This is a genomic window from Saccharothrix australiensis (assembly GCF_003634935.1).
In the GTDB taxonomy this organism is placed as follows: Bacteria; Actinomycetota; Actinomycetes; order Mycobacteriales; family Pseudonocardiaceae; genus Actinosynnema; species Actinosynnema australiense.
This window is the reverse complement of sequence record NZ_RBXO01000001.1, coordinates 6,153,138-6,179,479: the sequence shown is the minus strand read 5'-3', so window position 1 is coordinate 6,179,479 and position 26,342 is coordinate 6,153,138. Positions and strand designations below refer to the sequence as shown.

At 74.4% G+C, this 26,342-nt stretch carries 24 protein-coding genes and 1 pseudogene; 10 read left to right on the top strand and 15 right to left on the bottom strand.

Translation table 11 applies throughout. The features are described 5' to 3' along the window. Nucleotides 1-319: 319 nt before the first annotated feature. From C8E97_RS26075 to vanX, 3 genes are read left to right on the top strand one after another with little or no spacing between them, the layout of a single operon-like run. The gene (locus C8E97_RS26075) at nucleotides 320-1,345 is read left to right on the top strand and encodes a D-isomer specific 2-hydroxyacid dehydrogenase family protein (RefSeq protein ID WP_121008086.1); all 1,026 of its coding nucleotides are present in this window, start codon (nucleotides 320-322) and stop codon (nucleotides 1,343-1,345) included. Then, the gene (vanA, locus tag C8E97_RS26070) at nucleotides 1,338-2,378 is read left to right on the top strand and encodes a D-alanine--(R)-lactate ligase (RefSeq protein ID WP_121008085.1); all 1,041 of its coding nucleotides are present in this window, start codon (nucleotides 1,338-1,340) and stop codon (nucleotides 2,376-2,378) included. The genes C8E97_RS26075 and vanA overlap by 8 nt, the downstream gene beginning before the upstream one ends. Further along, entirely contained in the window at nucleotides 2,375-2,995 is a 621-nt protein-coding gene (gene vanX / locus C8E97_RS26065) for a D-Ala-D-Ala dipeptidase VanX (protein WP_121008084.1), read from the top strand. The genes vanA and vanX overlap by 4 nt, the downstream gene beginning before the upstream one ends. Here the strand turns inward: vanX and C8E97_RS26060 are convergent. Further along, nucleotides 2,959-4,086: a sensor histidine kinase gene (locus C8E97_RS26060; RefSeq protein ID WP_281275466.1), complete on the bottom strand. Its 1,128-nt coding sequence runs from the start codon at nucleotides 4,084-4,086 to the stop codon at nucleotides 2,959-2,961. The two genes, vanX and C8E97_RS26060, sit on opposite strands and share 37 nt — an antisense overlap. A 184-nt stretch (nucleotides 4,087-4,270) precedes the next feature. Then, nucleotides 4,271-4,942, bottom strand: a pseudogene (locus tag C8E97_RS26055) (response regulator transcription factor); the annotation flags it as partial. Between the two features lie 189 nt (nucleotides 4,943-5,131). Between C8E97_RS26055 and C8E97_RS26050 the strand changes: the two are divergent. Then, nucleotides 5,132-5,554: a M15 family metallopeptidase gene (locus C8E97_RS26050; RefSeq protein WP_246019169.1), complete on the top strand. Its 423-nt coding sequence runs from the start codon at nucleotides 5,132-5,134 to the stop codon at nucleotides 5,552-5,554. A gap of 119 nt (nucleotides 5,555-5,673) precedes the next feature. Here C8E97_RS26050 and C8E97_RS26045 read toward each other — a convergent pair whose 3' ends face one another. Beyond that, the gene (locus tag C8E97_RS26045) at nucleotides 5,674-7,452 is read right to left on the bottom strand and encodes a substrate-binding domain-containing protein (RefSeq protein WP_121008081.1); all 1,779 of its coding nucleotides are present in this window, start codon (nucleotides 7,450-7,452) and stop codon (nucleotides 5,674-5,676) included. A 191-nt stretch (nucleotides 7,453-7,643) separates the two neighbouring features. After that, nucleotides 7,644-8,519 (bottom strand): 3-methyladenine DNA glycosylase, encoded by an 876-nt coding sequence (locus C8E97_RS26040; protein ID WP_121008080.1) that lies wholly within the window; start codon nucleotides 8,517-8,519, stop codon nucleotides 7,644-7,646. Nucleotides 8,520-8,717: 198 nt separating this feature from the next. Here C8E97_RS26040 and C8E97_RS26035 point away from each other — a divergent pair, with 198 nt between their 5' ends. Further along, a complete protein-coding gene (locus C8E97_RS26035) occupies nucleotides 8,718-9,950 on the top strand; it encodes an MFS transporter (protein ID WP_121008079.1) in 1,233 nt (410 codons plus the stop codon). 186 nt (nucleotides 9,951-10,136) lie between these two features. Here C8E97_RS26035 and C8E97_RS26030 read toward each other — a convergent pair whose 3' ends face one another. The 10 genes from C8E97_RS26030 to C8E97_RS25985 all read right to left on the bottom strand — a co-directional run bounded on the left by C8E97_RS26030 (nucleotide 10,137) and on the right by C8E97_RS25985 (nucleotide 20,699). Beyond that, nucleotides 10,137-10,439: a hypothetical protein gene (locus tag C8E97_RS26030; protein WP_121008078.1), complete on the bottom strand. Its 303-nt coding sequence runs from the start codon at nucleotides 10,437-10,439 to the stop codon at nucleotides 10,137-10,139. A gap of 215 nt (nucleotides 10,440-10,654) precedes the next feature. Further along, the gene (locus C8E97_RS26025; protein WP_121008077.1) at nucleotides 10,655-11,428 is read right to left on the bottom strand and encodes an ABC transporter permease; all 774 of its coding nucleotides are present in this window, start codon (nucleotides 11,426-11,428) and stop codon (nucleotides 10,655-10,657) included. After that, nucleotides 11,425-12,363: an ATP-binding cassette domain-containing protein gene (locus C8E97_RS26020; RefSeq protein WP_121008076.1), complete on the bottom strand. Its 939-nt coding sequence runs from the start codon at nucleotides 12,361-12,363 to the stop codon at nucleotides 11,425-11,427. The genes C8E97_RS26025 and C8E97_RS26020 overlap by 4 nt, the downstream gene beginning before the upstream one ends. Nucleotides 12,364-12,586: 223 nt before the next feature. Beyond that, nucleotides 12,587-13,780 carry a cytochrome P450 gene (locus C8E97_RS26015; RefSeq protein WP_121008075.1) on the bottom strand — a complete coding sequence of 398 codons (1,194 nt, stop codon included), beginning with the start codon at nucleotides 13,778-13,780 and terminating at the stop codon, nucleotides 12,587-12,589. Continuing rightward, nucleotides 13,777-14,643: a DUF4097 family beta strand repeat-containing protein gene (locus tag C8E97_RS26010; protein ID WP_121008074.1), complete on the bottom strand. Its 867-nt coding sequence runs from the start codon at nucleotides 14,641-14,643 to the stop codon at nucleotides 13,777-13,779. Before C8E97_RS26010 ends, C8E97_RS26015 begins: the two co-directional genes overlap by 4 nt. Nucleotides 14,644-14,692: 49 nt before the next feature. Then, the gene (locus C8E97_RS26005) at nucleotides 14,693-15,190 is read right to left on the bottom strand and encodes a toxin-antitoxin system HicB family antitoxin (protein WP_121008073.1); all 498 of its coding nucleotides are present in this window, start codon (nucleotides 15,188-15,190) and stop codon (nucleotides 14,693-14,695) included. Nucleotides 15,191-15,349: 159 nt separating this feature from the next. Next, nucleotides 15,350-16,384, bottom strand: a complete 1,035-nt coding sequence (locus C8E97_RS26000; protein ID WP_121008072.1) for a hemolysin family protein — start codon at nucleotides 16,382-16,384, stop codon at nucleotides 15,350-15,352. Further along, complete coding sequence (locus tag C8E97_RS25995; protein ID WP_121008071.1) at nucleotides 16,381-17,703, bottom strand: hemolysin family protein; 1,323 nt, start codon at nucleotides 17,701-17,703, stop codon at nucleotides 16,381-16,383. The genes C8E97_RS26000 and C8E97_RS25995 overlap by 4 nt, the downstream gene beginning before the upstream one ends. Nucleotides 17,704-17,865: 162 nt before the next feature. Then, nucleotides 17,866-18,900: a LacI family DNA-binding transcriptional regulator gene (locus C8E97_RS25990; RefSeq protein WP_121008070.1), complete on the bottom strand. Its 1,035-nt coding sequence runs from the start codon at nucleotides 18,898-18,900 to the stop codon at nucleotides 17,866-17,868. 377 nt (nucleotides 18,901-19,277) lie between these two features. After that, nucleotides 19,278-20,699, bottom strand: coding sequence for a Dyp-type peroxidase (locus C8E97_RS25985; protein ID WP_121008069.1), 1,422 nt, complete (start codon nucleotides 20,697-20,699; stop codon nucleotides 19,278-19,280). Nucleotides 20,700-21,187: 488 nt separating this feature from the next. Between C8E97_RS25985 and C8E97_RS25980 the strand changes: the two genes are divergently transcribed. Continuing rightward, nucleotides 21,188-21,895 (top strand): SDR family oxidoreductase, encoded by a 708-nt coding sequence (locus C8E97_RS25980; protein WP_121008068.1) that lies wholly within the window; start codon nucleotides 21,188-21,190, stop codon nucleotides 21,893-21,895. Here C8E97_RS25980 and C8E97_RS25975 read toward each other — a convergent pair. Next, nucleotides 21,849-22,808, bottom strand: coding sequence for a helix-turn-helix transcriptional regulator (locus C8E97_RS25975; RefSeq protein WP_246019168.1), 960 nt, complete (start codon nucleotides 22,806-22,808; stop codon nucleotides 21,849-21,851). The two genes, C8E97_RS25980 and C8E97_RS25975, sit on opposite strands and share 47 nt — an antisense overlap. 42 nt (nucleotides 22,809-22,850) lie before the next feature. Here C8E97_RS25975 and C8E97_RS25970 point away from each other — a divergent pair, with 42 nt between their 5' ends. From C8E97_RS25970 to C8E97_RS25955, 4 genes are all read left to right on the top strand, one after another. Then, complete coding sequence (locus C8E97_RS25970; RefSeq protein ID WP_121008067.1) at nucleotides 22,851-23,489, top strand: alpha/beta fold hydrolase; 639 nt, start codon at nucleotides 22,851-22,853, stop codon at nucleotides 23,487-23,489. Between the two features lie 89 nt (nucleotides 23,490-23,578). Continuing rightward, nucleotides 23,579-24,526, top strand: a complete 948-nt coding sequence (locus C8E97_RS25965; protein WP_121008066.1) for a zinc-binding dehydrogenase — start codon at nucleotides 23,579-23,581, stop codon at nucleotides 24,524-24,526. Then, on the top strand, nucleotides 24,526-25,392 hold the full coding sequence (locus C8E97_RS25960) for an LLM class flavin-dependent oxidoreductase (protein WP_121008065.1): 867 nt from the start codon (nucleotides 24,526-24,528) through the stop codon (nucleotides 25,390-25,392). The genes C8E97_RS25965 and C8E97_RS25960 overlap by 1 nt, the downstream gene beginning before the upstream one ends. Continuing rightward, nucleotides 25,389-26,234 (top strand): alpha/beta fold hydrolase, encoded by an 846-nt coding sequence (locus C8E97_RS25955; RefSeq protein WP_211347137.1) that lies wholly within the window; start codon nucleotides 25,389-25,391, stop codon nucleotides 26,232-26,234. The genes C8E97_RS25960 and C8E97_RS25955 overlap by 4 nt, the downstream gene beginning before the upstream one ends. The last annotated feature ends 108 nt before the right edge of the window (nucleotides 26,235-26,342 follow it).

The following is a 26,342-nucleotide window of genomic DNA, read 5'->3' as shown; positions in this document are numbered from 1 at the left end:
CGCGGCCTCGCTGTGTTGGATTTGCCCTCCTTCGTCGGGCGGCTCGGCCGCCGTTGAGTCGGTGGCTCGCGGGGCGGGTTGCGCCGATCGAAAAGCGTGATCGGCGAAACCCGCGCCGCGAACCACCGACGCGGCCTCGCGGTGTTGGATGGCCCGATTCCGTCGGGCGGCTCGGCTGCCTGAAGTCGGCGGCTCGCGTGCGGGGGCTGCGGGGAGGGGAGGGTGGTTGGGGTGCTGGATGTTACTGGTGGGTAGTATATTGTCTGCGTATCGGGAAAGGGATACGTGACGGCAACGTCGCGGTGGTTTGACTGGCGGCATGACCGACCGCGAACCAGCAACGACGGCGGCTCGCCGCGACCGGTCGCCGGCGGCCTCCCCGGCCACGGGGATCACGGTCTACGGGTGCGGGCCGGACGAAGCTGAGCTGTTCCGGGAGTTGGGGCCCCGCCTCGGCGTGGTGCCCACCGTCACCGAGGCCGCGGTGTCCGAGGACAACGCCGGGTTGGCCTTCGGCAACCGCTGCGTCAGCGTGGGGCACAAGACCCGGATCACCGACGCCGCGCTCCGCGCGCTCCGCCGGGCCGGCGTGGAGTACGTCTCGACGCGGAGCATCGGCTACAACCACGTCGACGTGGCGTACGCGAAGAGCATCGGCGTGCTCGTGGAGAACGTCGCCTACTCGCCCGACAGCGTCGCCGACTACACGCTGATGCTGATGCTGATGGCGGTGCGCAACGCGAAGACCGTCATCCTCCGCACCGCGGTCCACGACTACCGGCTCACCGACGCGCGCGGGAGGGAACTGCGCGACCTGACCGTCGGGGTCGTCGGCACGGGTCGCATCGGCACGGCGGTCCTGGACCGGCTGCGTGGCTTCGGCTGCCGCACCCTCGCCCACGACACCCGGCCGCGGGCGGCGGCCGACTACGTCCCGCTCGACGCGTTGCTGCGGCGGAGCGACGTCGTCACCCTCCACACCCCGCTCGACGCGGACACCCACCACCTGCTGGACCGCGGGCGCATCGAGCGGATGAAACCGGGCGCGGTCGTCGTCAACACCGGGCGCGGGCCGCTGGTGGACACCGAGGCCCTCGCGGCGGCGCTGGAGGACGGCCACCTGGGCGGCGCGGCGTTGGACGTCGTCGAAGGCGAGGAAGGGGTCTTCTACGCCGACCGCCGCCACGAACCCATCCCCGACGGACCGCTGTCGCGGCTGCACCGGCTGCCGAACGTGGTGATCAGCCCGCACACGGCCTACTACACGGACCACGCCCTGCGCGACGCCGTCCACAACTCCATCGTCAACTGCCTGAGATTCGAAAGCGGGAACCAGCGTGGCTAGGCTGAAGATCGCCGTCCTGTTCGGTGGTCGCGGTGAAGAGCACCCGATCTCCGTCAAATCCGCGCGTGAGGTCGCCAAGCACCTCGACACCGGGAAGTACGAGCCGTTCTACGTCGGCATCACGCGCGACGGCGCCTGGCGGCTGTGCGACGGACCCGACGACGACTGGGAGAACGGCCACCGCCGCCCGGTGGTGCTGTCACCGGACAGCACCACGCGCGGGCTGCTCGTGCTGGAGCGCGGCCGGTACGCGACGATCGCGCTGGACCTCGTGCTGCCCGTCCTGCACGGCCGGTTCGGCGAGGACGGCGCGACGCAGGGGCTGCTGGAGCTGTCCGGCATCCCCTACGCGGGCTGCGACGTCCCGAGTTCAGCCCTGTGCATCGACAAGTCCCTCACCTACCTCGTCGCGCGGGGCGCGGGCATCGCCACGCCGGACTTCCGGACGGTCGCGGCGGACGAGCCCGTCGACGCCGACGGGCTGACCTACCCGGTCTTCGTGAAACCGGCCCGCTCGGGGTCGTCGTTCGGCGTGAGCAAGGTGTCCCGCGCGGAAGAGCTGCCCGCCGCGGTGGAGACCGCGCGGCGGTACGACTCGAAGGTGCTGATCGAGCAGGCGGTCGTCGGCGGCGAGGTCGGCTGCGCCGTGCTGGGCGACGGCGCGGACCCGGTGGTGGGCGAGGTGGACCGCATCGCGCTGTCCCACGGCTTCTTCAAGATCCACCAGGAGGACGCGCCCGAGAGCGGTTCCGAGAACTCCACGGTGATCGTCCCCGCGGACATCCCGGAGCGGTCCCGCGAGCTGGTGCGGGAGACCGCGAAGACCCTGTACCGGGCGCTGGGCTGCCGGGGGCTGTCGCGGGTGGACCTGTTCCTCACCGAGGACGGCCGCGTGGTGCTCAACGAGGTCAACACCCTGCCCGGCCTCACCTCCTACAGCCGCTACCCGCGCATGATGGCCGCCGCCGGGCTGTCGCTGGCCGACGTGCTCGACCGGGTGATCTCGTCGACGTTGGCCGGGCAGGGCCGGTGAACGCCGACTTCGCCTTCGTCGACGAGCTGGTGCCCGGCGTCCGCTGGGACGCCAAGTACGCCACCTGGGACAACTTCACCGGCAAACCCGTGGACGGGTACCTGGTCAACCGGATCGTCGGCACCAGGGCCCTGTGCGCGGCCCTGGAGAGGGCGCGGGACAAGGCCGGGTCGCACGGCTTCGGCCTGCTGTTGTGGGACGGGTACCGCCCGCAGCGCGCCGTCGACTGCTTCCTGCGCTGGTCCGCGCAGCCGGAGGACGGGCGGACGAAGTCGCGGCACTACCCGAACATCGACCGGGCCGAGATGTTCGAGAAGGGGTACGTGGCCGCCCGGTCGGGGCACAGCCGGGGCGGCACGGTCGACCTGACGCTCTACCACCTGGCGACCGGTGAACTCGCGGACATGGGCGGCGACCACGACCTGATGGACCCGGTGTCGCACCACGACGCGCCGGGGGTCACGGGCGTCGCGGCGGACAACCGGCGACTGCTCCGCGCCGTCATGGCGGACTGCGGTTTCCGCTCCTACGACTACGAGTGGTGGCACTACACGCTGGACGACGAGCCGTACCCGGACACCTACTTCGACTTCCCCATCACGTGGCCGGACCGGTGACCGCCACCCGCCGGGCACGGCGGCGCGGCGGGCAGCCGCACGGTGACGCGGAGCCCCCCGCCGTCCCGAGGGGTGAGGGTGAGGGCTCCGTCGTGCGCCCTGGCGATGCTCGCGACGATCGCCAGGCCGAGGCCGACCCCGGCGTGGTCGCCGCGCACGCGCGCGGCGCCGCGCTGGAACGGCTCGGTGAGGGTCGGCACCAGTCGCGGGGCGAGCCGGGCGCCGGTGTTCTCGACGGTGAGCACGACCGACCGGGGACCGGCGGCGGTGTCGACCCGCACGGTGCCGTGCTCGGGCAGGTTGTGGACGATCGCGTTGTGCAGCAGGTTGGTGACCATCTGGAGCAGCAGCGCGGGCGAGCCGACGGCGGTGGCGACGTCGCCGGACGTCCCGATGGCGACGCCGCGCTCCTCCGCGAGGGGCAGGAGCGTTTCGGCGGCCTCCTCCGCGATGAGCGACAGGTCGACGCGCTCCGGGGTGAACGACCGCTGGTCGGTGCGGCTGAGCAGGAGCAGCGCCTCGGTCAGCTCGATCGCCCTGGCGTTGACGGCGCGGAGGCGTTCGACCAGTTCGCCGCTGTCGCGGTCCGGGTCGTCGCGGGCGACGTCGAGCAGGGTCCGGGTGGTCGCCAGCGGGGTGCGCAGCTCGTGGGAGGCGTTCGCCGCGAACCGCCGCTGCTCGGCGACGTGCGCTTCGAGCCGCGCCAGCATGGCGTCGAAGCTGTCGGCCAGCTCGCGGAACTCGTCCGCGCGGCCCGGCAGCCCGATCCGGTGGGACAGCGACCCGGCCGCGGCCCTGCGGGTGGCGTCGGTGATGCGGGTCAGGGGCGCGAGCATCCGGCCGGCCAGCAGCCACCCGCCCACCAGGCCGAACACCAGCAGGAACACCAGCGCCGCGCCCGCCTTCGGCGCGAACGCGCGCCACAGGTCGGTCCGGTCGGGGCCGGGGAGGTCCAGCCGTGCGCCGGGGGGCCGCACCGGGCTGTCGGGCACGTACCGCAGCAGGAACACCAGCACCACCGCGAGCAGCAGGACGCTGGCCAGCATGAGGAACCCGGCGTAGCTGAAGGTGAGCTTGAGGCGGACGCTCAATCCGGGCGCCCTACCCACGGTCGCCGCTCCCGTGCCCGGTGCCGCGGGTGGAGGCGGGCGCGGGGGCGGGTGCTGGCCGAGCGGCGGGTCCGGTGACGGGGCCTGTGCCCGGCCCGGTGTCGGGTGCGGTGTCGGTGTCGGTGTCGGGTCGGGAGGTGGGCTTGGTGGCGGGTGCGCTGTCGGACTGGGAGGCGGGGCCGGTGTCGATGCGGTAGCCGACGCCGGGCACCGTGGCGATGAGCCAGGGCTCGCCGAGTCGTTTCCGCAGGGCGGAGACGGTGATGCGCACGGCGTTGGTGAACGGGTCCGCGTTCTCGTCCCACGCCCGTTCCAGCAGCTCCTCGGCGCTGATCACCCCGCCCTCGGCGGCGACGAGGACCTCCAGCACGGCGAACTGCTTCCGGGTCAGCGCGACGTACCGGCCGTCGCGGTACACCTCGCGGCGGAAGGGGTCGAGCCGCAGGCCCGCGATCTCCCGCACGGGCGGCCGGCTGTAGGCGCGCCTGCGGTCCAGGGCCCGGAGGCGGAGCACCAGCTCCCGCAGCTCGAACGGCTTGGTGAGGTAGTCGTCGGCACCCAGCTCGAACCCGGTGGCCTTGTCGTCGAGCCGGTCCGCGGCGGTCAGCATCAGGATCGGCATGCCGCTGCCCGAGGCGACGATGCGCTCGGCCACCTCGTCACCGGACGGTCCGGGGATGTCGCGGTCGAGGACGGCGATGTCGTAGGTGTTGACGTGCAGCAGCTCCAGGGCGGTGTCGCCGTCGCCGGCGATGTCGGCGGCGATCGCCGCCAGGCGCAGCCCGTCACGGATCGCCTCCGCCAGGTAAGGCTCGTCCTCGACTACCAGCACGCGCATGGTGCCGATGCTACGAACCGGCGCATATCGTCGACATATCGAAAACCGGATACGGGCCGGCAACAGCGCGTTTCCTGCACTGGAGGCATGCCTTATCGCGAACCAGCACGGACGGCGTCACCCGGCGACGCCCGGCACGGTGATCACGAGAGTACCCACGGCGCGGCCGACGGCGCCCTTCCGGTCGGCGTGACCGTGTTCGACGACGGGTATCCGGGCGTGTCCGGCCTCGCCCCCGACCTGCTCCGGGCACTGCGCGCGGCGGCGGCGGACGCGGCCCGCGACGGCGTCGTGTTCTACGTCAACAGCGGCAAGCGGTCCCCGGCCTACCAGAACAAGCTTTACCGTGAAGCCATCTCGAAATACGGTTCGGCGGAAGAGGCGGCGCGGTGGGTGGCCACCCCCGACACGTCGGCCCACGTGTCGGGGAACGCGGTCGACATCGGGCACTCCGCGGCGAAGGCGTGGTTGTCCGAACACGGCGCCAGGTACGGGCTGTGCCAGATCTACCGCAACGAACCGTGGCACTTCGAACTGCGCCCCGAAGCCGTCGAGCACGGCTGCCCGCCCATGTACGCCGACCCGTCGCACGACCCGAGGCTGCGGCGCTGACCGGCGCGGGGCCTGTTCGAGCGGCGCACCGGAGCGGGCCGCCGGGGTGGCGCGCTGGAGCAGGTCGTCGGGGTGGCCCACCGGTGCGGGCGCGCGGAGCGGGGCGCTGCGCGTTACCGCTACGACGACAGCAGCTGCGCCAGCGCCGCGTCCACCCCGCGCCCGTCGTCCACCACCGACAGCGTGCCGCCGGTCGACCGGGTGATCTCCGCGAGCCGCTGCCGCTCCGGGTCGGGCCCGATGGCCAGCACGCTGATCGGGACGTCCCGCCCGTCCTGCTTCAACCGCGCCAGCTCCGCCTTGAGCTGCTCGAACGTCAGCCCGCCGTCGTTGGCGCCGTCGGTGAGCACGATGATCCGGTTCCGCTTGCCCTCCTGGTAGTTCTCCAGCGTCCTGGAGTAGAGCGCCACCAGGCTCGTGTACAGCTGGGTCGCGCTCTGCGGGCGCAGGGTGGCCACGCCGTCCAGCAGCTGCTGCTTCTGCCCGACGACCGGCCCGGTGGGCACGAGCTGCCGGTACGGCTTCTCGCCGTCCAGCGAGCGGGAGAACTCCCACAGCCCCAGCGAGCCCGACACCGACCGGTTGACCTGGCCGGACAGCGCCTCCTTCACCCACGTCATGCGCGACCGGCCGTCGCCGCCGGGCTCCTCCATCGACTTGGACGAGTCCACCAGCACGGTCACCACCTGGCCGTCGTCGGCGGTCGCCCACGCGGCGGAGATCTGCTGCGCGGTGTTCGCGTCGGCGGGCACCAGCTTGTCGGTCATGGTGGCCCAGCGGATGCCCGGCGACGGCTTGGGCCGCTCGGTGGTCGCGTCGACCCGCAGGCCCGCGCCCGCGAGGATCTTCTGCTGCTCGGCCTCCAGCAGGAACTCCCGGAACTCCTGCGACGCGCGCACCTGCGCCTCGCCGACCCAGTCGCCCGCGAGCGGCACGTAGGGGAAGTCCGCGACCGGCGACGGGCCCCCGGCGGCCACCCCGTACAGCGGCTGCGCGGGCGGCGTGCCGCTGTCCTTGCCGGTGTTGTGCCGGTACAGGTCGACCTCGAACACCGGCACGGCGCTGAAACCCGGCCCGTTCACGGCCGGCTGGGCGGTCAGCAGCGACAGCGCCTCCCACGTCGTCGCCGGCGTCCGCGCGGGCTTGGACGCGGTGAGGCGGCTCAGGGTCGACTTGACCGGGTCCAGCGCCAGCATGTCGGCCGTCACCGGCCCCTTGCCGTCCGGGCTGGAGCCGGCCAGCGCGGACTGGACCGCCATCGCGGTCGCGGCGTTCGTGGCGGGATCGGGCATGGCCACCTTGAAGTCGCCCCAGCCCGGCTTGCCGAACCGCTGCCAGCCGCCCGCCGCCGACGTCACCTCGGGCAGGTCCGTCCACCGGAACCCGGCGCCCGCCTGCACCGCCTGCGCGGCCTCCTGCGGCAGCGCCAGCAGCACGGGGCTCGCCGCGATGGACACCGGCTGCGCGCCCAGCAGCGCCCGGTTCCGCGCACCGAGCCGGTTCGCCCACAGCGTGGAGTCGGTCACCCAGGCGTGGGGCTGCTCGCCGAGCTTGGCCTCGTCCCAGCCCTGGGTCAGGCCGCCGAGCACCTCCTCGGAGTCGATGGACTGCACCTCGACCCGGATGCAGTGGTCGTAGACGACCGGGCGCTGCGCGCTCCACTCCTCGGCGACCTCGCGCACGGCCTCGGCGACGCTGGGCGTGGCGGCCACCCGCAACAGGGCTTCGCCCGAACGGCAATCGCCCGCTTGGGCGGCCGCGCGTCGTTCGAGGATGCCACCCACCCACGTCCACGCGAGGTAGCCCAGGACCAGGAGGGCGACCACACCGACGATCGCGACCGGCCACTTGGCGATTCCGCGCCGGACCTTCGTGCGCAGCGCGCGGTGTCGAGACATCGTCTTCCCTCTCAGCGTCCGACTACTGCTGGCGAATCCCGACCGGCGTCACGCTAACAGGCGACATGGGCTCGCACGGGTGAAGTGACGGAGCATTACTCGCAGGTCACTGTCGTCACCCGAGCCGCCGGCCGACCGGCCGCACCGCCGCACCGTTCCACCGGGGGATTGCCCGCGTCCGCGAAGACCACCTATCCGACGGCGACCGGGGGCGGCAGGAAAGTCCGCGTGAGGTCGATCAGCGCCGCGCGCAGCGGCGCGGCGGCCTCGGCGAACGCGCTCTGCCGTCGAATGTACTCGCCGCGCCCCTCAGCGGTCTCGATCGGCACCGGTCGGTAACCGAGCGCGCGCAGGTCGTAGGGGCTGGCCTGCATGTCCAGCTCGCGGACCTCCAGCGCGAGCTGGAAGCAGTCCGCCATGAGGTCCGACGGCGTCGCCGGGTCGAGCTTGTAGCACCACTTGAACAGATCCATCGAGACGTGCAGGCAGCCGGGCTGCTCCAGGGCCACCTGCGTCGCCCGCGTGGGCTGTACCGCGTTGCGCGGGCGCGCCTCCGGGGTGAAGAACCGGAACGCGTCGAAGTGGCTGCACTGGATCCTGTTGGCCTCCACCACCGCGTCGGTGCCCGCGCCGCCCAGCCGCAACGGCCACGCCTCGTGCCGGACCCGGTCGGACCGGTAGACCATCGCCCACTCGTGCAGGCCGAAGCAGCCGAGCCGGGGCGGGCGCGCGGCGGTGGCGGTGAGCAGGTCGTGGACGAACCCGATCGTGGCGGCGCGGTCACGGGCGAACGCCTCGACGTCGAGCGTCACGCCCTCGTCGGTCCGCCGGTAGGCGGGCCGGCGCAGGTACTCCTCGGCGGCTTTGCCCGCGAGCACGACGCCCGGTCCGGGGTGCCAGCGCTCCAGCCGGGAGGGGCGGTGAGAGTAGTAGCTGAACAGGAAGTCCAGCACCGGGTGCTTCTCGCCGCGCGCCTTGCGCTCCTGGTGGGGGACCGTCCACGCGCGGACGCGGGCCCGGTGCGCGTCCCGGCGCGCGGTCCACTCGGCTTCGGGCAGGACACGCACCCCTCCACGGTACTTCCCGGCCCGGACGCGGCGGACGGGTGTCCCCACCAGCGGTCGGCGCGGACGGCTCACGACGCCCCGGCCCGAACCCGGAGCCCGTCGACCTGGGCCGCCGGGTGGGACGGCGAACCGGAGGGCACGCTTCATGCCACTTTTAAAACGTTCGCGCCCGGCAACGGGGTTGGCATGGTTGACGGCATGACCAAGGGGTGGGTTCGGCTCCAGGCCGTGGCGGTGTCCGGGTCGATCGCGGAGGGGGTGTTGCTGACGGTGCTGCCGCTCGTGGCGGTGTCGATCACGACGGACCCGACCGAGGTGTCGTTGGTGCAGGTCGTGGGCCAAGCGCCCTGGCTGCTGTGCTCGTTGTTCGCGGGTGTGCTGATCGACCGGGTGCGCCGGACGGCCGTGCTCGGGCTGGCCTACGCCGTGCAGGCGTGCGCCGCGCTGGCGCTGGCCGTGGCCGCCGCGTCCGGCGCCCTCAGCCTGCCGCTGCTGCTGGTGGTGGCGTTCGTCGTCACGTCCGCGCAGGTGCTGGGCGACGGCGCGAGCGGCGCGCTGGTGCCGGACGTGGTGCCGCCGTCGGCGCTCGCCGCCGCGAACACCCGGCTGATCCTCCTCGACCAGGGCGTGGTGCGGTTCGTGGTGCCGCCCGTCGCGGGCTACCTCGTCGCGTTCGGGTTCGGCCTGCCGCTGTGGCCGGCCCTGGTGGCGGCGCTGGCGGCGCTGCTGCTGAGCCGGGGCATCCCGGAGCGGCCGGTCACGCCGTCGGGCCAACACCCGCTGCGCGACATCGGCGACGGGCTCCGGTTCCTGGTCGGCACGCCGCTGCTGCGGTCGATCACGGTCGCGGTGGCGCTCGGGTCGTTCGCGGCGAGCGCCCAGATCGCGATGTTCGTGCTGTACGCGCACGAGGTCCTGCACCTCGGCCCCACCGGCTACGGCGTGCTGCTGGCGTGCATGTCCGTCGGCTGGGTCGCGGCGTCGTTCGTGGTGCACCGGGTCGTGCGACGGCTGGGCTACGCGTGGTCGATGCGGCTCGCCCAGGTCGGCATGGTGGTCGCCCACGCGCTCATCGCGGTGATGCCGCCGTGGGCGGTGGCGGTCGGGCTGGTGCTGTTCCTGGAGTCCGCGATCATCATGGTGTGGAACGTGTGCTCGCAGTCCAGCCGGCAGCGGTTCACGCCCACCGGACTGCTGGGCCGCGTGCTGACCAGCCACCGCGCCCTGGCGTGGGGCCTGACGCCGCTCGGCGCGCTGGCCGGCGGCCTGGTGGCGGACGGGTTCGGGCTGCGCGCGGTGTACGTCATGGGCGCGGCGGTGCAGGCCGTCGCGCTGGTGGTGGCGTGGCTCCGGCTGTCGCCGGAGGCGTTCGCGGCGGCCGAGGCGGCGGACGCGGTCGAACCGGAGGGGACCGCGAGCGCGCGCACGTGAGGCGGTGCGGGTGAGGCCGCGCACGTGAGGCGGTGCCGGGTGCGGTGGTGCACGTGAGGCGGTGCCGGGTGCGGTGGTGCACGTGAGGCGGTGCCGGGTGCGGCGGCGGCTGTGCGGCCCCGTGCCCGGCACCGCAGCCGTGAGGCCGCGCTCGGGAGGGGCGCGTTCGCGACCGTGGCCCGGTGCTCAGAGCGGCGGGACCAGGCCGGGGAACTTCCGCGCCCCGCGGCAGTGCGGGCACTCCCGCCCGTTGTCGACGCTGCGCGGCACGCCGCCGATGACCGCCGACGTGGGGTGCGCCACGAAACCCGCGCCGCCGCACAGGTGGCAGATGGTGCGCGGCTCCGAGGTCACCCCGAACAGGTCGTCCTCGTCCTCTTCCTCGTCCTCGAAGTCGCCGTCCTCGAAGTCGCCCGCGCGGTACTCGTCCTCCGCGAAGTCGTCGTCCTCGGGGTCGAAGTCGTCCTCTTCGCCGCCAGTCTCGTCCACGGGGGACACGGTAGCCCGGCCCACCTCCCGCCGACGGGCCAGGTCGACGGACCGGGTGCGTCCACAGTGGACGCACCCGGTCCGTTCCCCTGCCGGAACGGTCCCCCTGGCCCGTTCCGGCCTTCCCCCTGTCGGACCGCGACGGGTCCCCCGGCCCGGACCCCCTCGACCCGGACCCCGCCCCGACGCCCCGGTCCGACCCGGCCGGGTGCCGGTCAGCGCGTCGGGTCGCGGTTGTACAGCTTCCGCGCCAGCGCGTAGCCGACCAGCGTCCCCAGCAGGCACCACCCGACGGCGAACCAGGCGCTGTTCCCGACCGGCGTGCCGGTCAGGACGCCGCGCAGCGTGTCGATCACCGGCGTGAACGGCTGGTGCTCGGCGAACCACGCCAGGCCGGGCGCCATCGAGTCGGTGGGGATGAACGCGCTGCTGATGAACGGCAGGAACTGGAACGGCAGCGAGAACCCGTTCGCGCCCTCGGGCTTCTTCGCCGCCAGGCCGCCCGCGACCGCCAACCACGTCAGCGCCAGGGTCAGCATGAGCAGCACCGCCGCCGCCAGCAGCCACTCCCCGAACGACGCCCGCGGCCGGAACCCGATGAGCAGCGCCACCCCGACGACCAGCGCGAGGCTGACCACCGTCCGGATCACGCTGCCCAGCACCTGCCCGGTCAGCACGGACACGCGGGCGATGGCCATCGTGCGGAACCGGGTGATGACGCCCTCGGTCATGTCGACGTTGACGTTCACCGCCGTGGCGGCCGACCCCGCCCCGACGCCCATGACGAGGATGCCGGGCACCAGGTAGTCGACGTACGAGCCGCCGCCGACGGTGGTGACGATCGCGCTGCCGAACACGTACACGAACAGCAGCATCATGAAGACCGGCATCAGCACGCCGCTGACGGCCATCACCGGGTAGCGCTGCGCGTGCCGGAAGTCGCGGCGCAGCATCGTCATCGAGTCCGACAGGGTGTGGGCGGCGGTCATCGCGCGGACTCCTCCAGGGTCGGCCGCCCGGTCAGGGCGAAGAACACGTCGTCCAGGTCCGGGGTGTGCACGGTGAGGCCGTCCGGCTCGACGGCGACGCGGTCCAGCTCGTCCAGCAGGGCGCGCAGCGACCGCACGCCGCCGTCGCCGGGCACCTGCAACGTCAGCGCGTCGTCGTCGCGGTGCGCCGCGCGGAGCGCGCCCGCCGCCACGTCGAGGGACCGCACGTCGGTGAAGCGCAGGCTCACGTGCCCGCCCGGCACCAGGCGCTTCAGCTCGTCGGCGGTGCCCTGCGCGACCAGTCGCCCGTGGTCCAGCACGGCGATCCGGTCGGCGAGCTGGTCCGCCTCCTCCAGGTACTGCGTGGTGAGGAAGATCGTCACGCCGTCGTCCTCGACGAGTTCGCGGATCACCTGCCACAGGTCGTGCCTGCTGCGCGGGTCGAGCCCGGTGGTCGGCTCGTCCAGGAAGATCACCCGCGGGTCGCCGACCAGCGTCATCGCGAGGTCCAGCCGCCGGCGCATGCCGCCCGAGTAGGTGGCGGCGGGCTTGCCCGCGGCGTCCACCAGGTCGAACCGCTCCAGCAGCGCGGCGGTGACCCGCCTGCCCTCCCGGCGGGGCAGGTGCCGCAGGTCGGCCATCAGCCGCAGGTTCTCCTCGCCGGTGAGCAGGCCGTCCACGGCGGAGAACTGGCCGGTCACGCCGATCGCCGAGCGCACGCCGTCCGGGTCGGTCCGCAGGTCGTGCCCGGCGATGCGCACCTCGCCCGCGTCCGGGGTGATCAGGGTGGACAGGATCTGCACCGCGGTGGTCTTGCCCGCGCCGTTCGGGCCGAGCAGTGAGAACACGGTGCTCTCGGCGACGTCCAGGTCGATGCCGTCCAGCACGACGTGGTCGCCGAATCTCTTGCGCAGTCCGGTGGCCGAAATGGTCATGGAGGTCCCCTCGGAAGAATTGCTGCGATAAATGTCCGGGCAGGAGTGATCTCCCGGATGGGTGCGACCGGGTGAGTTGTTTCCGAAGAATGCCGTCCGGGAAAGTGCGGCCGGCAGAGCGCGGCCCGGAAAAACGTGGCCCGGAAAAGTGCGGCCCGAAAAGTGCGGCCCGGAAGAGTGCGGCCGGTGCCGGCCCGAGGTGGTGCCGGCTCGGTGGTGCAGGTCAGGCGGTGCGCAGGTGCAGCGTGCGCGGGCCCGTCATGATCGGCGACGGCATGAACGTCGGCGCCAGGTCGGGGTCGACCCGCAGGTCGGGGAACCGGTCGAGCAGGATGTCGAGCGCGACGCGCCCTTCCAGGCGGGCCAGCGGCGCGCCGACGCAGAAGTGGACGCCGCGGCCGAAACCGATGTGCGGGTTGGGGTCGCGGGTGCTGTCGAACACGTCGGCGTCGGCGAACTTCCGCGGGTCGCGGTTGGCGGCCGACAACCACACCATGATCATCCGGTCGGCCGGGACGCGCTGCCCGCCCAGCTCGACGTCCCTCGTCGTCGCCCGGCTGAGGGCCGCGAACGGGGTGAGGAAGCGCAACGACTCCTCGATCGCCGTCGGGATGCCGGACCGGTCGGCGCGCAGCCGAGCCCGCTGACCGGGGTGCGCGTCGAGGCACAGCGTGGTGTTGCCCAGCAGCATGGTCGTGGTGATGTGCCCGGCGACCAGCAGCACGGTGGCGAAGTTGACCACCTCGTTGTCGTTGAGCCGCTGCCCGTCGACCTCCGCCCGCACGAGGCCGCTGATCAGGTCCTCGCGCGGGTTCCGGCGGCGTTCGACGGCGTGCTCGCGCAGGTAGTCGAACATGGGCGTCATCGCGTCCAACCGGTCGGCGAACTCCGCCTCCACCTGCTCCGGGTCCGCGTTGAGCGAGAAGTCCTCGGAGCCGGAGAACATCGTGTCCACCCAGCCGCGGAACAGCTCCCGGTCACCGGAGGGCAGGCCGAGCAGCTCGGCGATGACGATCACCGGCAGCGGGTAGGCCAGGTCCTCGACCAGCTCCAACCGGTCGCCCTCCACGGCGTCGAGCAGCTCGTGGGTCAACGCGGCGATCCGGGGCTCCAGGTCGGCGACGACCCTGCCGGAGAACGCCTTGCTCACCAGGTTGCGCAGCTTGCGGTGGTCCGGCGGGTCCATCTCCAGGAGGTTGCCCTCCCGCAGCGAGTCGTCGACCTGGACCGGCAGCAGGTCGCCGACGTGGGAGGAGGAGAACGTCGCGGGGTCGCCGAGCACCGCGACCGCCTCCTCGTACCCGTAGACGTTCCACAGGCCGCTCTCCTCGTCGAACGCGACGGGTTCGGCGGGGCGCTCGCCGCGCAGCCAGGACTGGCTCGGGTGGGTGTCCCACCGGGTGGTGGCGCTGGTCATGGTGCGTTCCTTCCGGTAGTGGTGGTGGCCCGGCGGACCACGATGTCGCCGATCCCGGTGCGCGCGCGGACCTCGACGGTGTCCGCGGCGGCGTCGGGGCCGGTGGCGGACTCCAGCGTGTTGCGCACCGTGCCGACCGTGGAGTGCAGGTCCAGCCAGGCGGCGCTGCCGTCGCGGATGCCGACCTCCAGGCGGCCGGCGGCGGTCTCCAGCACGGTGGTCCCGCGCACGACCTCGTCGACGCGCACGCTGCCGCACGCGGTCTTCGCGGTGACGTCGGCGAGCGCCGAGTGGACCTCGATGTCGCCGTTCGCGGTCCGGGCGCGCAGGGTGCCGGCGACCCGGCCGACCCGGATGAGGCCGTTGGAGTTGTGGACCTCGGCGTCGCCGTCGACGCGTTCGACGGTCAGGGTGCCGGACCCGGTGAGCACGTCGGCGTGCCCGGTGGTGTGGGTGACGGTGAGGTTGCCCATCGAGGTGCGCAGGTGCGCCGTGCTCGCGGTGTCCAGCTCGATGTCGCCGGCGGCGCTCTTGAGCCGGACCTCGTCGTACCGGCCCACGGACTGGAAGCCGCCCAGCGCGGTCTCGCCGCGGACGCTGGACCCGGCGGGCAGCGCGATCTCCAACTCGATCGAGCCGCCCCGGTTGAACAGGCCGCGGACCTTGGCCATCTTGACCAGCAGGTGGCCGTCCCGGTACTCGACGCGGGTCTGCTCGGCGGCCTTCACGTCGCCGGCGCGGGACGGGTTGCCGGGTCGCACGTCGACCACCGTGTCGGCGCGGTCGCCGGCGACGAGCCGGGTGTGCCCCATCGACAGGTCGAGGGTGACCGCGATGGGCGTGGGTGTGGCGAATGTGGGCATGGCTGTCCCCTGGTAGTGGGTCTTAGCGGTGTCCGTGCTGGTGGGAGGGCTAGCGGACCCAGCCCGTGTAGTGCTGGCCGATGTTGTGGGTGCCCTGGTGCGCGCCCTGGTGCAGGGCGGCGGACGCGGCCCGCACGAGCCACGCGTTGACCGAGATGCCGGCGTGGGTGGCGGCCTCCTCCACCCGCTGCTTCAGGTGCTCGGCGAGGCGGAGGTTGATGCGCGTCATGGCGCCGTCCTCGTCGCCCGCCGGCGGGGGCGGGGGAGGCGGCGCGTCGGCCGAGCCCCGGAACGCCGGCTCCGCGGGTGGCGGCGCGACCACGAACTCCGGGTCGCGACCGCGCAGCCGCACGTCGACCGAGCCGGGCGCCAGGTCGCGGGTGATCTCGGCCGCCGCCGCCGACAGCGCCTCCAGCAGCGTCAGCCGGGCGGCGGACTCGACCTGCGCGGTCAGCCGCTCGGCGAGCGCGCGGGCGTCCTCGCCGACCACCTCGGCCGCCGTGGCCAACTCGCGGCGGAGGCTGTCGACGAAGGGCGTCAGGTCCATGACACCACTATGGCAGTGCTGTGGTGCCATCGCAAGACCTGTTTGGTGCCATCGTGTGCCACTTTGGCTCACCAGGGTGGCCGTAGTGGCATCAACCCAGGTCGGATGGTGTGCTGGCGGGGCGTCACGGCCGGGTCGGGTCGCACGCCGCCGGCGCGATCACGCCTCCCGCCGGACGTGCGTGCCGTCACGGACGGTCCCGACGTACTCCTCCACGAGGTCCTCCAGCGCCACCACCCCGAGCACCGAGCCGTCTGCCGACACCGCCCGCGCCAGGTGGCTCTGCGCCCGCCGCAGCACCGCCACCGCCTCGTCCAGCCGCGCGTCCACCGACACCTCCGGCAGCCCCCGGACGCGCCCGCGCGGCACCTGCGTGGCCGGATCGGCGTCCGCCAGGTCCAGCACGTCCTTCACGTGCAGGTACCCGATCAGCCTGCCGTCGTCGGACACCGGGAACCGGGAGAAGCCGGTCGCCGACACGGCCGCCTCCACCTCGCCCATCGTCGGCCGCGCCGACACCGACGTGATCCGCTCCAGCGGCACCAGCACGTCCGCCACGCTGCGCTCCGCCGACGACAGCGCCTGCGCCAGCCGCCGGTGCTCGGAGTCCTCCAGCAGGCCCTCCTGCCGGGACTGCGCGATCAGCAGCGCCAGCTCGTCGCGCGTGTACGCCGACTCCAGCTCCTCGCGCGGCGTCACGCCCACCAGCCGCAGCACCGCCGTCGCGACCACGGTGAACCCGCGCAGCAGCGGCGCGACCAGGCGGCAGAACCAGTAGTGCGCGGGCACCAGCCACAGCGCGGTGCGCTCCGGACCGGCGATCGCCAGGTTCTTCGGCACCATCTCGCCCAGCACGGTGTGCAGCGCCACGACGATGACCAGCGCCAGCGCGAACGCCACCCCGTGCCGCACCGCCTCCGGCAGCCCGAGCGCGCCGAACGGGCCCTCCAGCAGCGCCGCCACGGCCGGTTCGCCCAGCGCGCCCAGCCCCAGCGAGCACAGCGTGATGCCCAGCTGCGCGCCCGCGATCAGCAGCGGCAGCTCCCGGCCCGCCCGGATCACCACCCTGGCCCGCGAGCTGCCCGCGTCGGCCAGCGCCTCCAGCCGGTCGCGGCGCGCCGTGATGATCGCGAACTCCGCGCCGACGAAGAACGCGTTGCCCGCCAGCAGCAGGAAGACCACCAGGACGATCACCGCGCCACCTCCGTCGGCGACTCGACGCGCAGCTCGGCCACCCGGTGCCGGTCCATCGACACCACGGTGATCCGCCAGCCGTCGACGCGGATCTCGTCCGCCACGTCCGGTATGCGGCCCAGGTGCGCCAGGACCAGGCCGGCCAGCGTCTCGTAGTCGCCGGACGGCATCCGGAAACCGGTCGCCTCGAACACCTCGTCGTCGCGCAGCAGGCCGGACATCAGCCAGCTGTCGCGGCCCAGCGCCCGGACCGGCGCGCCCTCCCGGCGGTCGTGCTCGTCGCGCACGTCGCCGACGATCTCCTCGACCAGGTCCTCCAGCGTGACCAGGCCGGCGGTGCCGCCGTACTCGTCCACCACCAGCGCCGTCTGGAGCCCCGACGCGCGCAGCCGGTCCAGCAGGGCGTCGCCGGACAGCGTCTCCGGCACCGTCTGCACCGGCCTGGTCAGCGCCGACACCGGCGTCGTGGCGCGCTGCGCGCGCGGCACGCTGAACGCCTGCTTCACGTGCACCATGCCGCGCACCTCGTCCAGGTCGCCGTGGTAGACCGGGAACCGGGAGAAGCCCGTCTCCCGCGCCTTGGCCAGCAGGTCCAGCACGGTCGCGTCGGCGCGCAGCGACTCGACCCGCACGCGCGGCGTCATCAGCTCGTCGGCGGTGCGGTCGCCGAACCGCAGCGAGCGGTCCAGCAGCGTCGCCGTGCCGGGGTCGATCGTGCCGTGCTCGGCGCTGGAGCGGATCAGCGCGCCCAGCTCCTGCGGCGAGCGCGCCGACGCCAGCTCGTCGGCCGGCTCCACGCCCAGCCCCCGCACCAGCCCGTTCGCCGCGCCGTTGAGGCCGGTGATCAGCCAGCGGAACACGGCGGAGAACCCGGCCTGGACGCCCGCGACGGCCCGCGCCGTCTCCAGCGGCTTGGCGATCGCGAGGTTCTTCGGCACCAGCTCGCCGAACACCATCGACAGCGCGGTCGCCAGGGCCAGCGCGACGACCAGCGAGACCGGTGCCGCCACCGCTTCCGGCAGGCCGACGGCGGTCAGCGCGGGCGACACCAGCCGGGCGATGGCCGGTTCGGCGATGTAGCCGGTGATGAGCGTGGTGAAGGTGATCGCCAGCTGCGCGCCGGAGAGCTGGAACGACAGCGAGCGGTGCGCCTTGTCCACCGTGCGCGCCTTCGCGTCGCCGACGGTGGCGAGGTGCGACTCGACCGTGCTGCGCTCCAGCGCGGTCAGGGAGAACTCGGCGGCGACCGCGATGAACGTGCCGATGGTCAGCGCCACGACGGCGACCAGGCCGAGCACGCTGACCAGGACCCCGTTCACCGGGCACCCCCGGTGGGCGCCGGGACGTGCGGACCTTGCGGGTAGCCGGGTGTCGGACCCGGCTCGGTACTGCGACCAGGCGATTGCGCGTCGCGCACGGGAGGGATCACTCCTCGACGGGGGTGGTCGGTCTGCTCGTCCAGTTTAGAGAGTCGACGCCGGTCAGCGCAGTCCGGATCCGGTGGGTGACGACGTGCTCGCGCGCAGCACCACCTCGCCCGCCACGCGGACCGTGCGCGGTGGGCCGCAGGCGTCGTCCAGCACCAGCCGCGCGGCCCGTTCGCCCATCTCCTCCAGCGGCAGCCGGACCGTGCTCAGGCCGGGCACCAGGTCGCGCATGGTCGGGATGTCGTCGAACCCCGCGACGGACACGTCCTCGGGCACCCGCACGCCGCGGTGCCGCAGCGCCGCCACCGCGCCCGCCGCCATCACGTCGTTCACGGCGAACACGCAGGTCGCGCCGGTCCGCGCGGCGAGCAGGTCGGCCACCGCCGCGTACCCGCCGTCCCGGCTGAACGCGCAGTGCAGCGCGGTCGGCCCGCCGACGCCCGCGTCGGCGAGACCCGCCCGGAACCCGGCCACGCGGTCGCGCGCCACGACCAGGTCCGGCGGCCCGGCGAGCACGGCGAACCGGCGGTGCCCCAGCCCGACCAGCTCCCGCGCCAACGCCCGCGCGCCGCCCCGGTTCGCGGGCACCACCGCGTCGACGCCCAGCCTGGCCTGCGAGACGCACGCGACCCGGCCGCCCTGGTCGGCGAACGCGGCGAGTTCGGCGGCGAGCCTGCCCACGGCGTGCCGGTCGGTGGTGCGGCTGCCCGCGACCACCAGCGCCCGCGGCCGGTGCGCCCGCAACGCCGTGACCAGGTGCACCTCGCGGTCGGCGTCACGGCCGGTGGTGCCGAGCGCGACGACCAGGCCGGCCTGCTCGGCGACGCGGGTCACGCCGGCGGCGATGCCCGAGAAGTACGGGTCGGCGATGTCGTGGACCACCAGGCCGACCAGGACGCTGCTGTTGCGGGCCAGCGCCTGGGCCGAGGCGTTCGGGAGGTAGCCGAGGTCGTCCGCCGCGCCCCGGACGCGGTCGCGCAGCTCGTCGCCGACCTGGCGGGTGCTGCCGTTGAGCACGCGGGAGGCCGTCGCGAGCGAGACGCCCGCGTGCTCGGCCACCTCGGCCAGCGTGACCTGCCGCGCTGCCACGTCGACTCCTCCACGGCCCTGGACGACCGAGGGTAGTCCGCCGGGTGGTCGGCGGCTCGGGGCCAACCGACCGGCCGCGACGGGGTCGGCGCGGATGGCCGGTCGGGTCGGTGGACGCGCGGCCGTCGAGGAGTCGTGTCCAGGCCGTGCCGCACGAGGCGTGCCTTGTGACGGTTGCCGCACGAGCCGTGCCTCGCGCGGTGCCGTACGGGGCGTGCCTCGTGCGGTGCCGTGTGGGGCGTGCCCTTGCGGCGGTACCGCGCCGGGCGCGGGGGGAGCGCGGGAAGCGGGGGGAGCGGGGGGAGCGCGGGGGAGCGCGGGAGGTGCGCTTGGGGGCCGGTCGTGGACGGCGGCCACGGCCGGCCCCCCGCGCGCCCCTACCGGGGCAGCTCCCGACCCGCCGCCAGCAGCCGGAGCGTGCTGATCGACGGGACGAGGGCGTACAGCGCGCCCGTCGTGCGGACGAACCGGTGGAACGTCAGGGTCGCGGCGGCCTCCGGCGTCTCGAACCGGGCCTCGCCGGCGCCGCCGATCACCGGGTCGGTGCCGGTGGGCGCGCCGTCCTCGCCGCCCGCGAAGTCCGGGTTGCCCGCCCAGACCCGCTGCTGGAACTCGAACTGCTCCTTGATCGACGTGCAGTGGGCGACGAACACCAGCCCGCGCTCGGCGCGCGGGTCCGCGTCGTACGGCGGCCCGAACGGGACGCCGCGCCGCAGGATGCGCCGCTGGCGCGGGTCGCGGAAGGTGAACGAGCGCGGGTTGGTCTTGCGGATGTGCGCCGCGCACGGCGTGCTCGCGCCACGCGGGTCGTCGGCGTAGTCGAAGTCGTTGCGGTCCGGCCCGAGGCCCGGCGCGCCCGCGGCGGGCGAGGCCAGCGGGCGGCCGTCGCGGTGCCGCCCGATCAGCAGCGCGCCCGCCTCCTCGGCGGTGGTGCCCAGCGCCGCGGCGTGCTCCTCGACCGCCCGCCGCCAGCCCCGCACGTCCTGCGTCAGCCGCCGGACGACCTGGATCGACCCGTCCCGCAACCACCGCGCCGTCCGGTCGCCCTCGTCGCCGCGCTCGGTGTCGTAGCCGAACACGAACTCGCCCGGCGCGACCAGCAGCGCGCCCGCGTGCCCCAGCCGGTGCCCCGGACGATTCGGGTCCTCCTCGTGGAAGTCCCGCACCCCCGGCTGCGAGATGCCGTCCTTGTACCCGAAGTGCTCCCGGCCGCGGTGCTCGCCGGGCAGCGTGCCCGCGTTCTCCACGTGCACCTTGACCACGCCCAGCAGGTCGTCCAGCAGGTCGAGCAGCGCGTCGAGGGCCTGGAGCCGCTCGCCGGTGTCCGAGGCGACCGTGACCACGGCGTGGACCGGCGCGTCGTCCCGGCCGAACCGCCACTCCTCCGGGTCGTCCCCGGTGAACGCGGCCCGCGCCTCGGCACCCTCGACCAGCTCCGGGTCGCGCGCCCGCAGGTCGCGTTCGACGGCCTCGGGGTTCACGGCCAGCCGGAGCAGGCCCGCCGGCGTCAGCGACAGGTTGGTCCAGGTGGCCCGCAGGCTCCGCGGGTCGCCGCCGAACAGGGCGCGGCCCAGCGAGAACGCCTCGTTGAAGTCCTCCACGTCCGCGGTGACCGAGACGTGGCCCAGCATGGCGGCGAGCCACGTACGCCCCAGCCGCGCGTCGGTGAACCGCACGAACCGGAACTGCTGGTAGTCCTTGTTGAACGCGGCCAGCACGTTGCCCTGGATCTCCCGCGACCCCCGCAGGGGCGGCCGCACGCCCCGCCGCTCGGCGTGCAAGTGCAGCAGCTCGGTCATCCCGAGCCTCCCATTCCCCCGAATGTTCCCTTGAAGAAGACCACGCGCAGTCCCGCCGGATACACACCGCGTGGTGTTTTTCCCGATTCTCCCCCGCCGGACCTGAGAGGGGAGCAGCGCCCCGGCGGACGTGTGGCGGCCTCACGTGTGGTCCGGCGGACGGCCGGGCCGCGCGGACGAGCGGCCGTCGGGCGTGCCGCCGAGCGACGGCCGGTCCGCGAGGTCGGACAGGCGGCGTGGCGGGGGCGGGCGCGTGGCGCGCTCGGGTGGCCGGGCGCGGCGTGGCGGGGGTGGTCGAGCAGGCCGCCCGGTCACGCCGGGTCGGAGCGCCGGCCCGGCGGGTCGGGCGAACGGCCGGGCGCGCGGTCGGGCGGGTGGTCGCGCGTCGTCCCCGCTCCCGGCCGTCGCGCCTGCGCCGTCGGGCCCTCCGCCGTGCCGCCGACCGGTGCAGCGCGGTGGCGTGATCGATCCGGCAGTAGCCTGCCGACATGGGCGAAGGGGTATTCCTCATCACCGGGGCCTCCCGCGGCATCGGGCTGGCCACCGCGCAGCTCGCGGCCGAGGCGGGCTACCGGCTGGTGCTGACCGCGCGGGACATCGGGGAGCTGGCCGAACGGGCCGCGCGGCTGGGCGGTCCGGACCGGGTCTGGGTGGCGTCCTGCGACGTGCGGGCGTGGGAGCAGCTCGCCGCGCTGGTGGGCCGGGTCGAGGAGGAGTGGGGCCGGCTGGACGTGGTGTTCGCGAACGCGGGCACCAGCGTCGTCACCTCGTTCACGTCCTCGCAGGGCGCGCCGCCGTCGCAGTGGAGCGACATGGTGCTGACCAACGTGTGCGGCCCGGCGTTCACGGCGCGGGCCGCGCTGCCCGCGCTGATCCGCAGCGGCGGCCACCTGGTGCTGACCGGGTCGGCGGCCGGGCGCGGCGTGCGGCCGGGCAACCTGTACGCCGCGACCAAGTGGGCGGTCACCGGGCTGGCGCAGGCGATCCGCGCCGAGTGCGTCGGCACGGGCGTCCGGGTGACGCTCGTGCAGCCCGGCCTGACCGACACCGGCGGCATCCCGGCGTCCCGGCTGGGCGACCCGAAGCTCGCGCCCGCCGACGTCGCGCGGGCCGTGCTGTACGCGGTGTCCCAGCCGTCCACTGTGGACGTCAACGAGATCCTGGTGCGGCCGGCGGGTCAGGACGCGTACCGGTGAGCCGCCGGGCGCACGCGGCCAGCGCCGCGCGCACGTCGTCCGGCGCGTCGAGCGCGTAGTCGGCGCCGATCAGCAGCAGGTCGGCGGCGATGGGCTCGATGGCGTTCGCGCGCAGGTGGACGCGGCACGTGCGGGCGGTCACCGGTACCACCTTGCCCGGCAGCGCCACCACGAGCCGGGCCGCGACGACGTCGGCGGGCGCCCGCACCAGCGCGGTCGCCGCGTACCGGCAGGGCGCGGTGGTCAGCGCGCGCGCCACGAAGGCGGCCGGCTCCTCGGGTGGCCGACGCGCCGGGAACCGGTGGCCGGTCGGCGTGGGCGTGCCCATCCGGTCGACGCGGAACGTCCGCCAGTCCCGCTTGGCCGGGTCGTAGGCGAGCAGGTACCACCGGCGCACCGCGGTGACGAGCTTGACGGGCTCGACCTTCCGCTCGACGCCGCGGTGCGCGAACCGCACCACCTCCCGGTCCCGGCACGCCGCCGCCAGCACGCCCAGCGCCGCCGGGTCGGACACCGGGCCGTCGCCCAGCGGTATCCGGGCGATGGCCGCGCCGACCGCCCTGATCCGCCGCCGCAGCCGGTCCGGCAGCACCTGCTCGACCTTGGCCAGCGCCCGGACCGCGCTGTCCTCGATGCCGTCGACGCCGGCGGCGGTGCGCAGCCCCACGGCGACGGCCACCGCCTCGTCGTCGTCGAGCAGCAGCGGCGGCAGGTCCCGCCCGGACGCCAGCCGGTAGCCGCCCGCCGTGCCCGTCGTGCCCTCGACGGGGTAGCCCAGCTCCCGCAGCCGGTCGATGTCGCGCCGCACCGTCCGGTCGGTCACGCCGAGCCGGCCGGCCAGCTCCGCGCCGGTCCACCCGCGCCGGCCCTGGAGGAGTGACAAGAGTCGCAACATCCGCGCGGGCATGTTCATCACGGACATCCTATGTCCTAAAGCGTCCCTAGTGTCGGGCCCATGACGACCTACGTGCTGATCCCCGGCGCCTGCCACGGCGGCTGGTACTACGACCCGATCACCACCGAGCTGCGCGACCTCGGCCACGAGGTGCACGCGCCGACCCTGAGCCGGGACGGGAACCTGGAGGAGCACACCGAGCAGGTGCTGGAGCTGGTGGCGGACCTGGACGAGGTGGTCCTGGCCGGGCACAGCTACGGCGGCATGGTGATCACCACCGTCGCGGACCGCGCGCCGGAGAAGGTGAAGGCCCTCGTCTACGTCGACGCGGTGGTGCCCGCGCACGACCAGTCGGTGTGGGACCTGGTCAACGGCCCGCTCCGCGAGTGGTACATCACCGGCGCGGCGGCGGACGGCCGCACGGTCGCGCCGCTGCCGGTCTTCGATCCCCGCGCCTTCGCCCACCCGCTGGCGTCGCTGCTCCAGCGGGCGCGGTTGACCGGCGCCGTCGACAAGATCACCGATCGCTGGTACCTGTACGCGAAGAACATGCCGAACAGCCCGTTCACGCGGTTCCGCGACAGGTTCCGGGACGACCCGACGTGGCGGGTGCGCGACCTCGACGCGACGCACAACTTCATCGACGGCGGCGCGGCGGAGTTCCTCGACGTCCTCAAGGCCGCGGGCGGCGCGGCCTGACCGACCCGGTGGGCCCGCGGTGTTGACCTCCAGCTTGCTGGAGGTACCAGGCTGACCCCCACAGTCGGAACGGCCCCAGGGGGGAACGGATGCGCGCGGTGTGGTTGACGGGGTTCGGCGGTCCCGAGGTGCTGGTGGCGGGTGACGCGCCGGAGCCCGAGGCCGGGCCGGGGCAGGTGCTGGTGGAGGTGGCCTACGCCAACACCACCTTCGTCGAGACGCAGTACCGGCGCAGCGGGCAGGGGCCGTTCACCGCGCGACCGCCCGCGATCCTCGGCAACGGCGTGGGCGGCGTCGTGACGCGCGTCGGACCCGGAGCGGACCCGGGGCTGCTCGGCCGGCCGGTCGTCGCGTCGACCGGCGGGCAGGGCGGCTACGCCGAGCGGGCGGCGGTGGACGCGGCGGGCGCCGTCGTCGTGCCGGACGGGGTGCCGCTGGACGCGGCGGTCGCGCTGCTGGCCGACGGCCGGACGGCGCTGCTCAACCTCCGCGCGGTCGGCCCGGTGGCGGGCCGGCGGGTGCTGGTGCTCGCGGCGGCGGGCGGCGTCGGCACGCTGCTCGTGCAGGCGGCGAAGGCCGGTGGCGCGGTCGTGGTCGGCGCGGCGGGCGGCGCGCGCAAGGGAGACGTCGTGCGCGAGCTGGGCGCGGACGAGGTGGTCGACTACCTCGCCGCCGACTGGCCGACGCGGGTCGAGCCGGTGGACGTGCTCTTCGACGGCGTCGGCGGCGCGACGGCCCGCTCGGCGTTCGAGCTGCTCGCACCCGGCGGCCGGATGCTCAGCTACGGCCTCGCCGGCGGCGAGTGGGCCGACGTCGACCCGGCGCGGGCCGCCGAGCGGGGTGTGACGCTGGTGCGCGGTTCCCGGCCGACGCCGGAACAGCTGCGGGAACTGGTCGCCACCGCGCTGCGCCAAGCCGCCGAGGGCGTGCTGCGGCCGGTCGTCGGGCAGCGGTTCCCGCTGGAGCGCGCGGCCGACGCGCACGCCGCCATCGAATCCCGCGGCACCGTCGGCAAGACGCTGTTGGAGGTGCGCTGATGGACGTCGGTGTCACGCTGCCCGGCCACGGCGCGGACCTCGTCGCCCACGCCCAGCACGCCGAGGGCCTCGGGCTGGAGTCGCTGTGGCACGGCGACCATCTGATCCCCGTGAACCCGTTCCTGGACGCCACGCTGGTGCACGCGACGGTCGCCGCCGTCACGACCCGGATCAAGCTCGGGTTCGGCGTGCTGGTGCCGGCGTTGCGCGGGCCGGCGTGGGCGGCCAAGCAGATCGCGACCCTGCAACACCTCTCCGGCGACCGCGTGCTGCTCGGCGTGGGCAGCGGCGGCGAGGCGCACGGCGAGGCCGCGTGGCACGCGGTGGGCGTGCCGTTCGCCGAGCGCGGCGCGCGCACCGACGCCGCGTTGGAGGTACTGCCCCGGCTGGTCCGCGGCGAACCCGTCGAACTGCACGGCGAACCGGTCGCGCTGCGGCCCGGCGCGACCATGCCGCCGGTGCTCGTCGGCGGCGGCACGGCCGCCGCGCTGCGCCGCGCCGCCAGGTTCGGCGACCACTGGTACCCGGCGTTCGTGCCGCGGCGGTCCGTCGCGTCGGGTGTGCGGCGGCTGGCGGAGTTGGCCGCCGCGCACGGCCGACCCGCGCCGGGCGTGACGGTCGGCGTGAGCGTGGCGCTCGGCGACGTGCCCGCGTCGGTGGTCGACGGGCGCGTCCGGGGGATGACCGACTACGGGCTGCCCGAGGACGTGGCCCGCGAGGTGGTCGTCACCGGGTCGGTCGCGCAGGCCGCCGAGCGGTTCGCCGCCCTCGCCGACGCGGGCGCGGACCGGATCGTCGCGATGCCGTTCACCGAGGACCGGTTCCGCCAGGTCGAACTGGTCGCCGAGGCTACCGTGGCGATGTGACGGAACGGATGCTGAGCGTCAACGGGATCGACCTGTGCGCGGAGACCTTCGGGTCGCCGGACGACCCGGCCGTGCTGCTGGTCATGGGCGCGACCGGGTCGATGCTCCTGTGGGAGGACGACTTCTGCGCGCGGCCGGCGGCGCACGGGCGGCACGTGATCCGCTACGACCACCGCGACACCGGGCGGTCCACCGCCTACCCGCCGGGCGAACCCGGTTACGCGTTCGAGGACCTCGTCGCGGACGCGGTCGGCGTGCTGGACGCGCTGGGCGTCGCGCGGGCCCACGTGGTCGGCCTGTCGATGGGCGGCGGCATCGGGCAGTTGATCGCCCTGGAGCACCCGGAGCGCGTGCTCACGCTGACCCTGGTCGCCGCCGGCCCGACGGGGCCCGGCCACCCGGACCTCCCGCCCGTGGCGCCGTCCCCGGTGGCGCACTTCGCGGCGGGCGGCACACCGGAGCCGGACTGGTCGTCGCGCGAGTCGGTGGTCGAGCACCTGGTCGCGGCCGAGCGCCCGTTCCGGGGACCGCGCCCGGTCGACGAGGACGCGGCCCGCGCGCCGGCCGGGCGGGTGTTCGACCGCTCGCCCCACCCGGCGTCCGCCGCCAACCACACGCGGCTGGGCGGCGACGGGCCGTGGCGGCACCGGCTGGGCGAGGTGCGGGCGCGGACGCTGGTCCTGCACGGCGACGCCGACCCGCTGGTCCCGCCGGGGCACGGGGAAGCGCCGGCGGCGGAGATCCCCGACGCGACCCTGGTGGTGCTGCCGGACACCGGGCACGAACTGCCGAGGGGCGTGTGGGACCTGGTGATCGAGCGGCTGGTCGAGCACACGGCGTGATCGCGCCGCCGTCGGCGGGCTCCCCGCCGACGGCGAAAAGCACTGCCCCGGCGGGGATCGCGACGTGACGGGACCCCGGCATCGGGCGAAAACGTTGACGTCGGAGGA

Excerpts from the sequence above, each read along its gene's own strand:
- C8E97_RS26075 (WP_121008086.1), top strand. The coding sequence starts at position 320 with ATGACCGACCGCGAACCAGCAACGACGGCGGCTCGCCGCGACCGGTCG.
- C8E97_RS26045 (WP_121008081.1), bottom strand. The coding sequence starts at position 7,452 with ATGTCTCGACACCGCGCGCTGCGCACGAAGGTCCGGCGCGGAATCGCC.
- C8E97_RS26035 (WP_121008079.1), top strand. The coding sequence starts at position 8,718 with ATGACCAAGGGGTGGGTTCGGCTCCAGGCCGTGGCGGTGTCCGGGTCG.
- C8E97_RS26025 (WP_121008077.1), bottom strand. The coding sequence starts at position 11,428 with ATGACCGCCGCCCACACCCTGTCGGACTCGATGACGATGCTGCGCCGC.
- C8E97_RS26020 (WP_121008076.1), bottom strand. The coding sequence starts at position 12,363 with ATGACCATTTCGGCCACCGGACTGCGCAAGAGATTCGGCGACCACGTC.
- C8E97_RS26015 (WP_121008075.1), bottom strand. The coding sequence starts at position 13,780 with ATGACCAGCGCCACCACCCGGTGGGACACCCACCCGAGCCAGTCCTGG.
- C8E97_RS26010 (WP_121008074.1), bottom strand. The coding sequence starts at position 14,643 with ATGCCCACATTCGCCACACCCACGCCCATCGCGGTCACCCTCGACCTG.
- C8E97_RS26005 (WP_121008073.1), bottom strand. The coding sequence starts at position 15,190 with ATGGACCTGACGCCCTTCGTCGACAGCCTCCGCCGCGAGTTGGCCACG.
- C8E97_RS25985 (WP_121008069.1), bottom strand. The coding sequence starts at position 20,699 with ATGACCGAGCTGCTGCACTTGCACGCCGAGCGGCGGGGCGTGCGGCCG.
- C8E97_RS25980 (WP_121008068.1), top strand. The coding sequence starts at position 21,188 with ATGGGCGAAGGGGTATTCCTCATCACCGGGGCCTCCCGCGGCATCGGG.
- C8E97_RS25975 (WP_246019168.1), bottom strand. The coding sequence starts at position 22,808 with ATGAACATGCCCGCGCGGATGTTGCGACTCTTGTCACTCCTCCAGGGC.
- C8E97_RS25970 (WP_121008067.1), top strand. The coding sequence starts at position 22,851 with ATGACGACCTACGTGCTGATCCCCGGCGCCTGCCACGGCGGCTGGTAC.
- C8E97_RS25965 (WP_121008066.1), top strand. The coding sequence starts at position 23,579 with ATGCGCGCGGTGTGGTTGACGGGGTTCGGCGGTCCCGAGGTGCTGGTG.
- C8E97_RS25960 (WP_121008065.1), top strand. The coding sequence starts at position 24,526 with ATGGACGTCGGTGTCACGCTGCCCGGCCACGGCGCGGACCTCGTCGCC.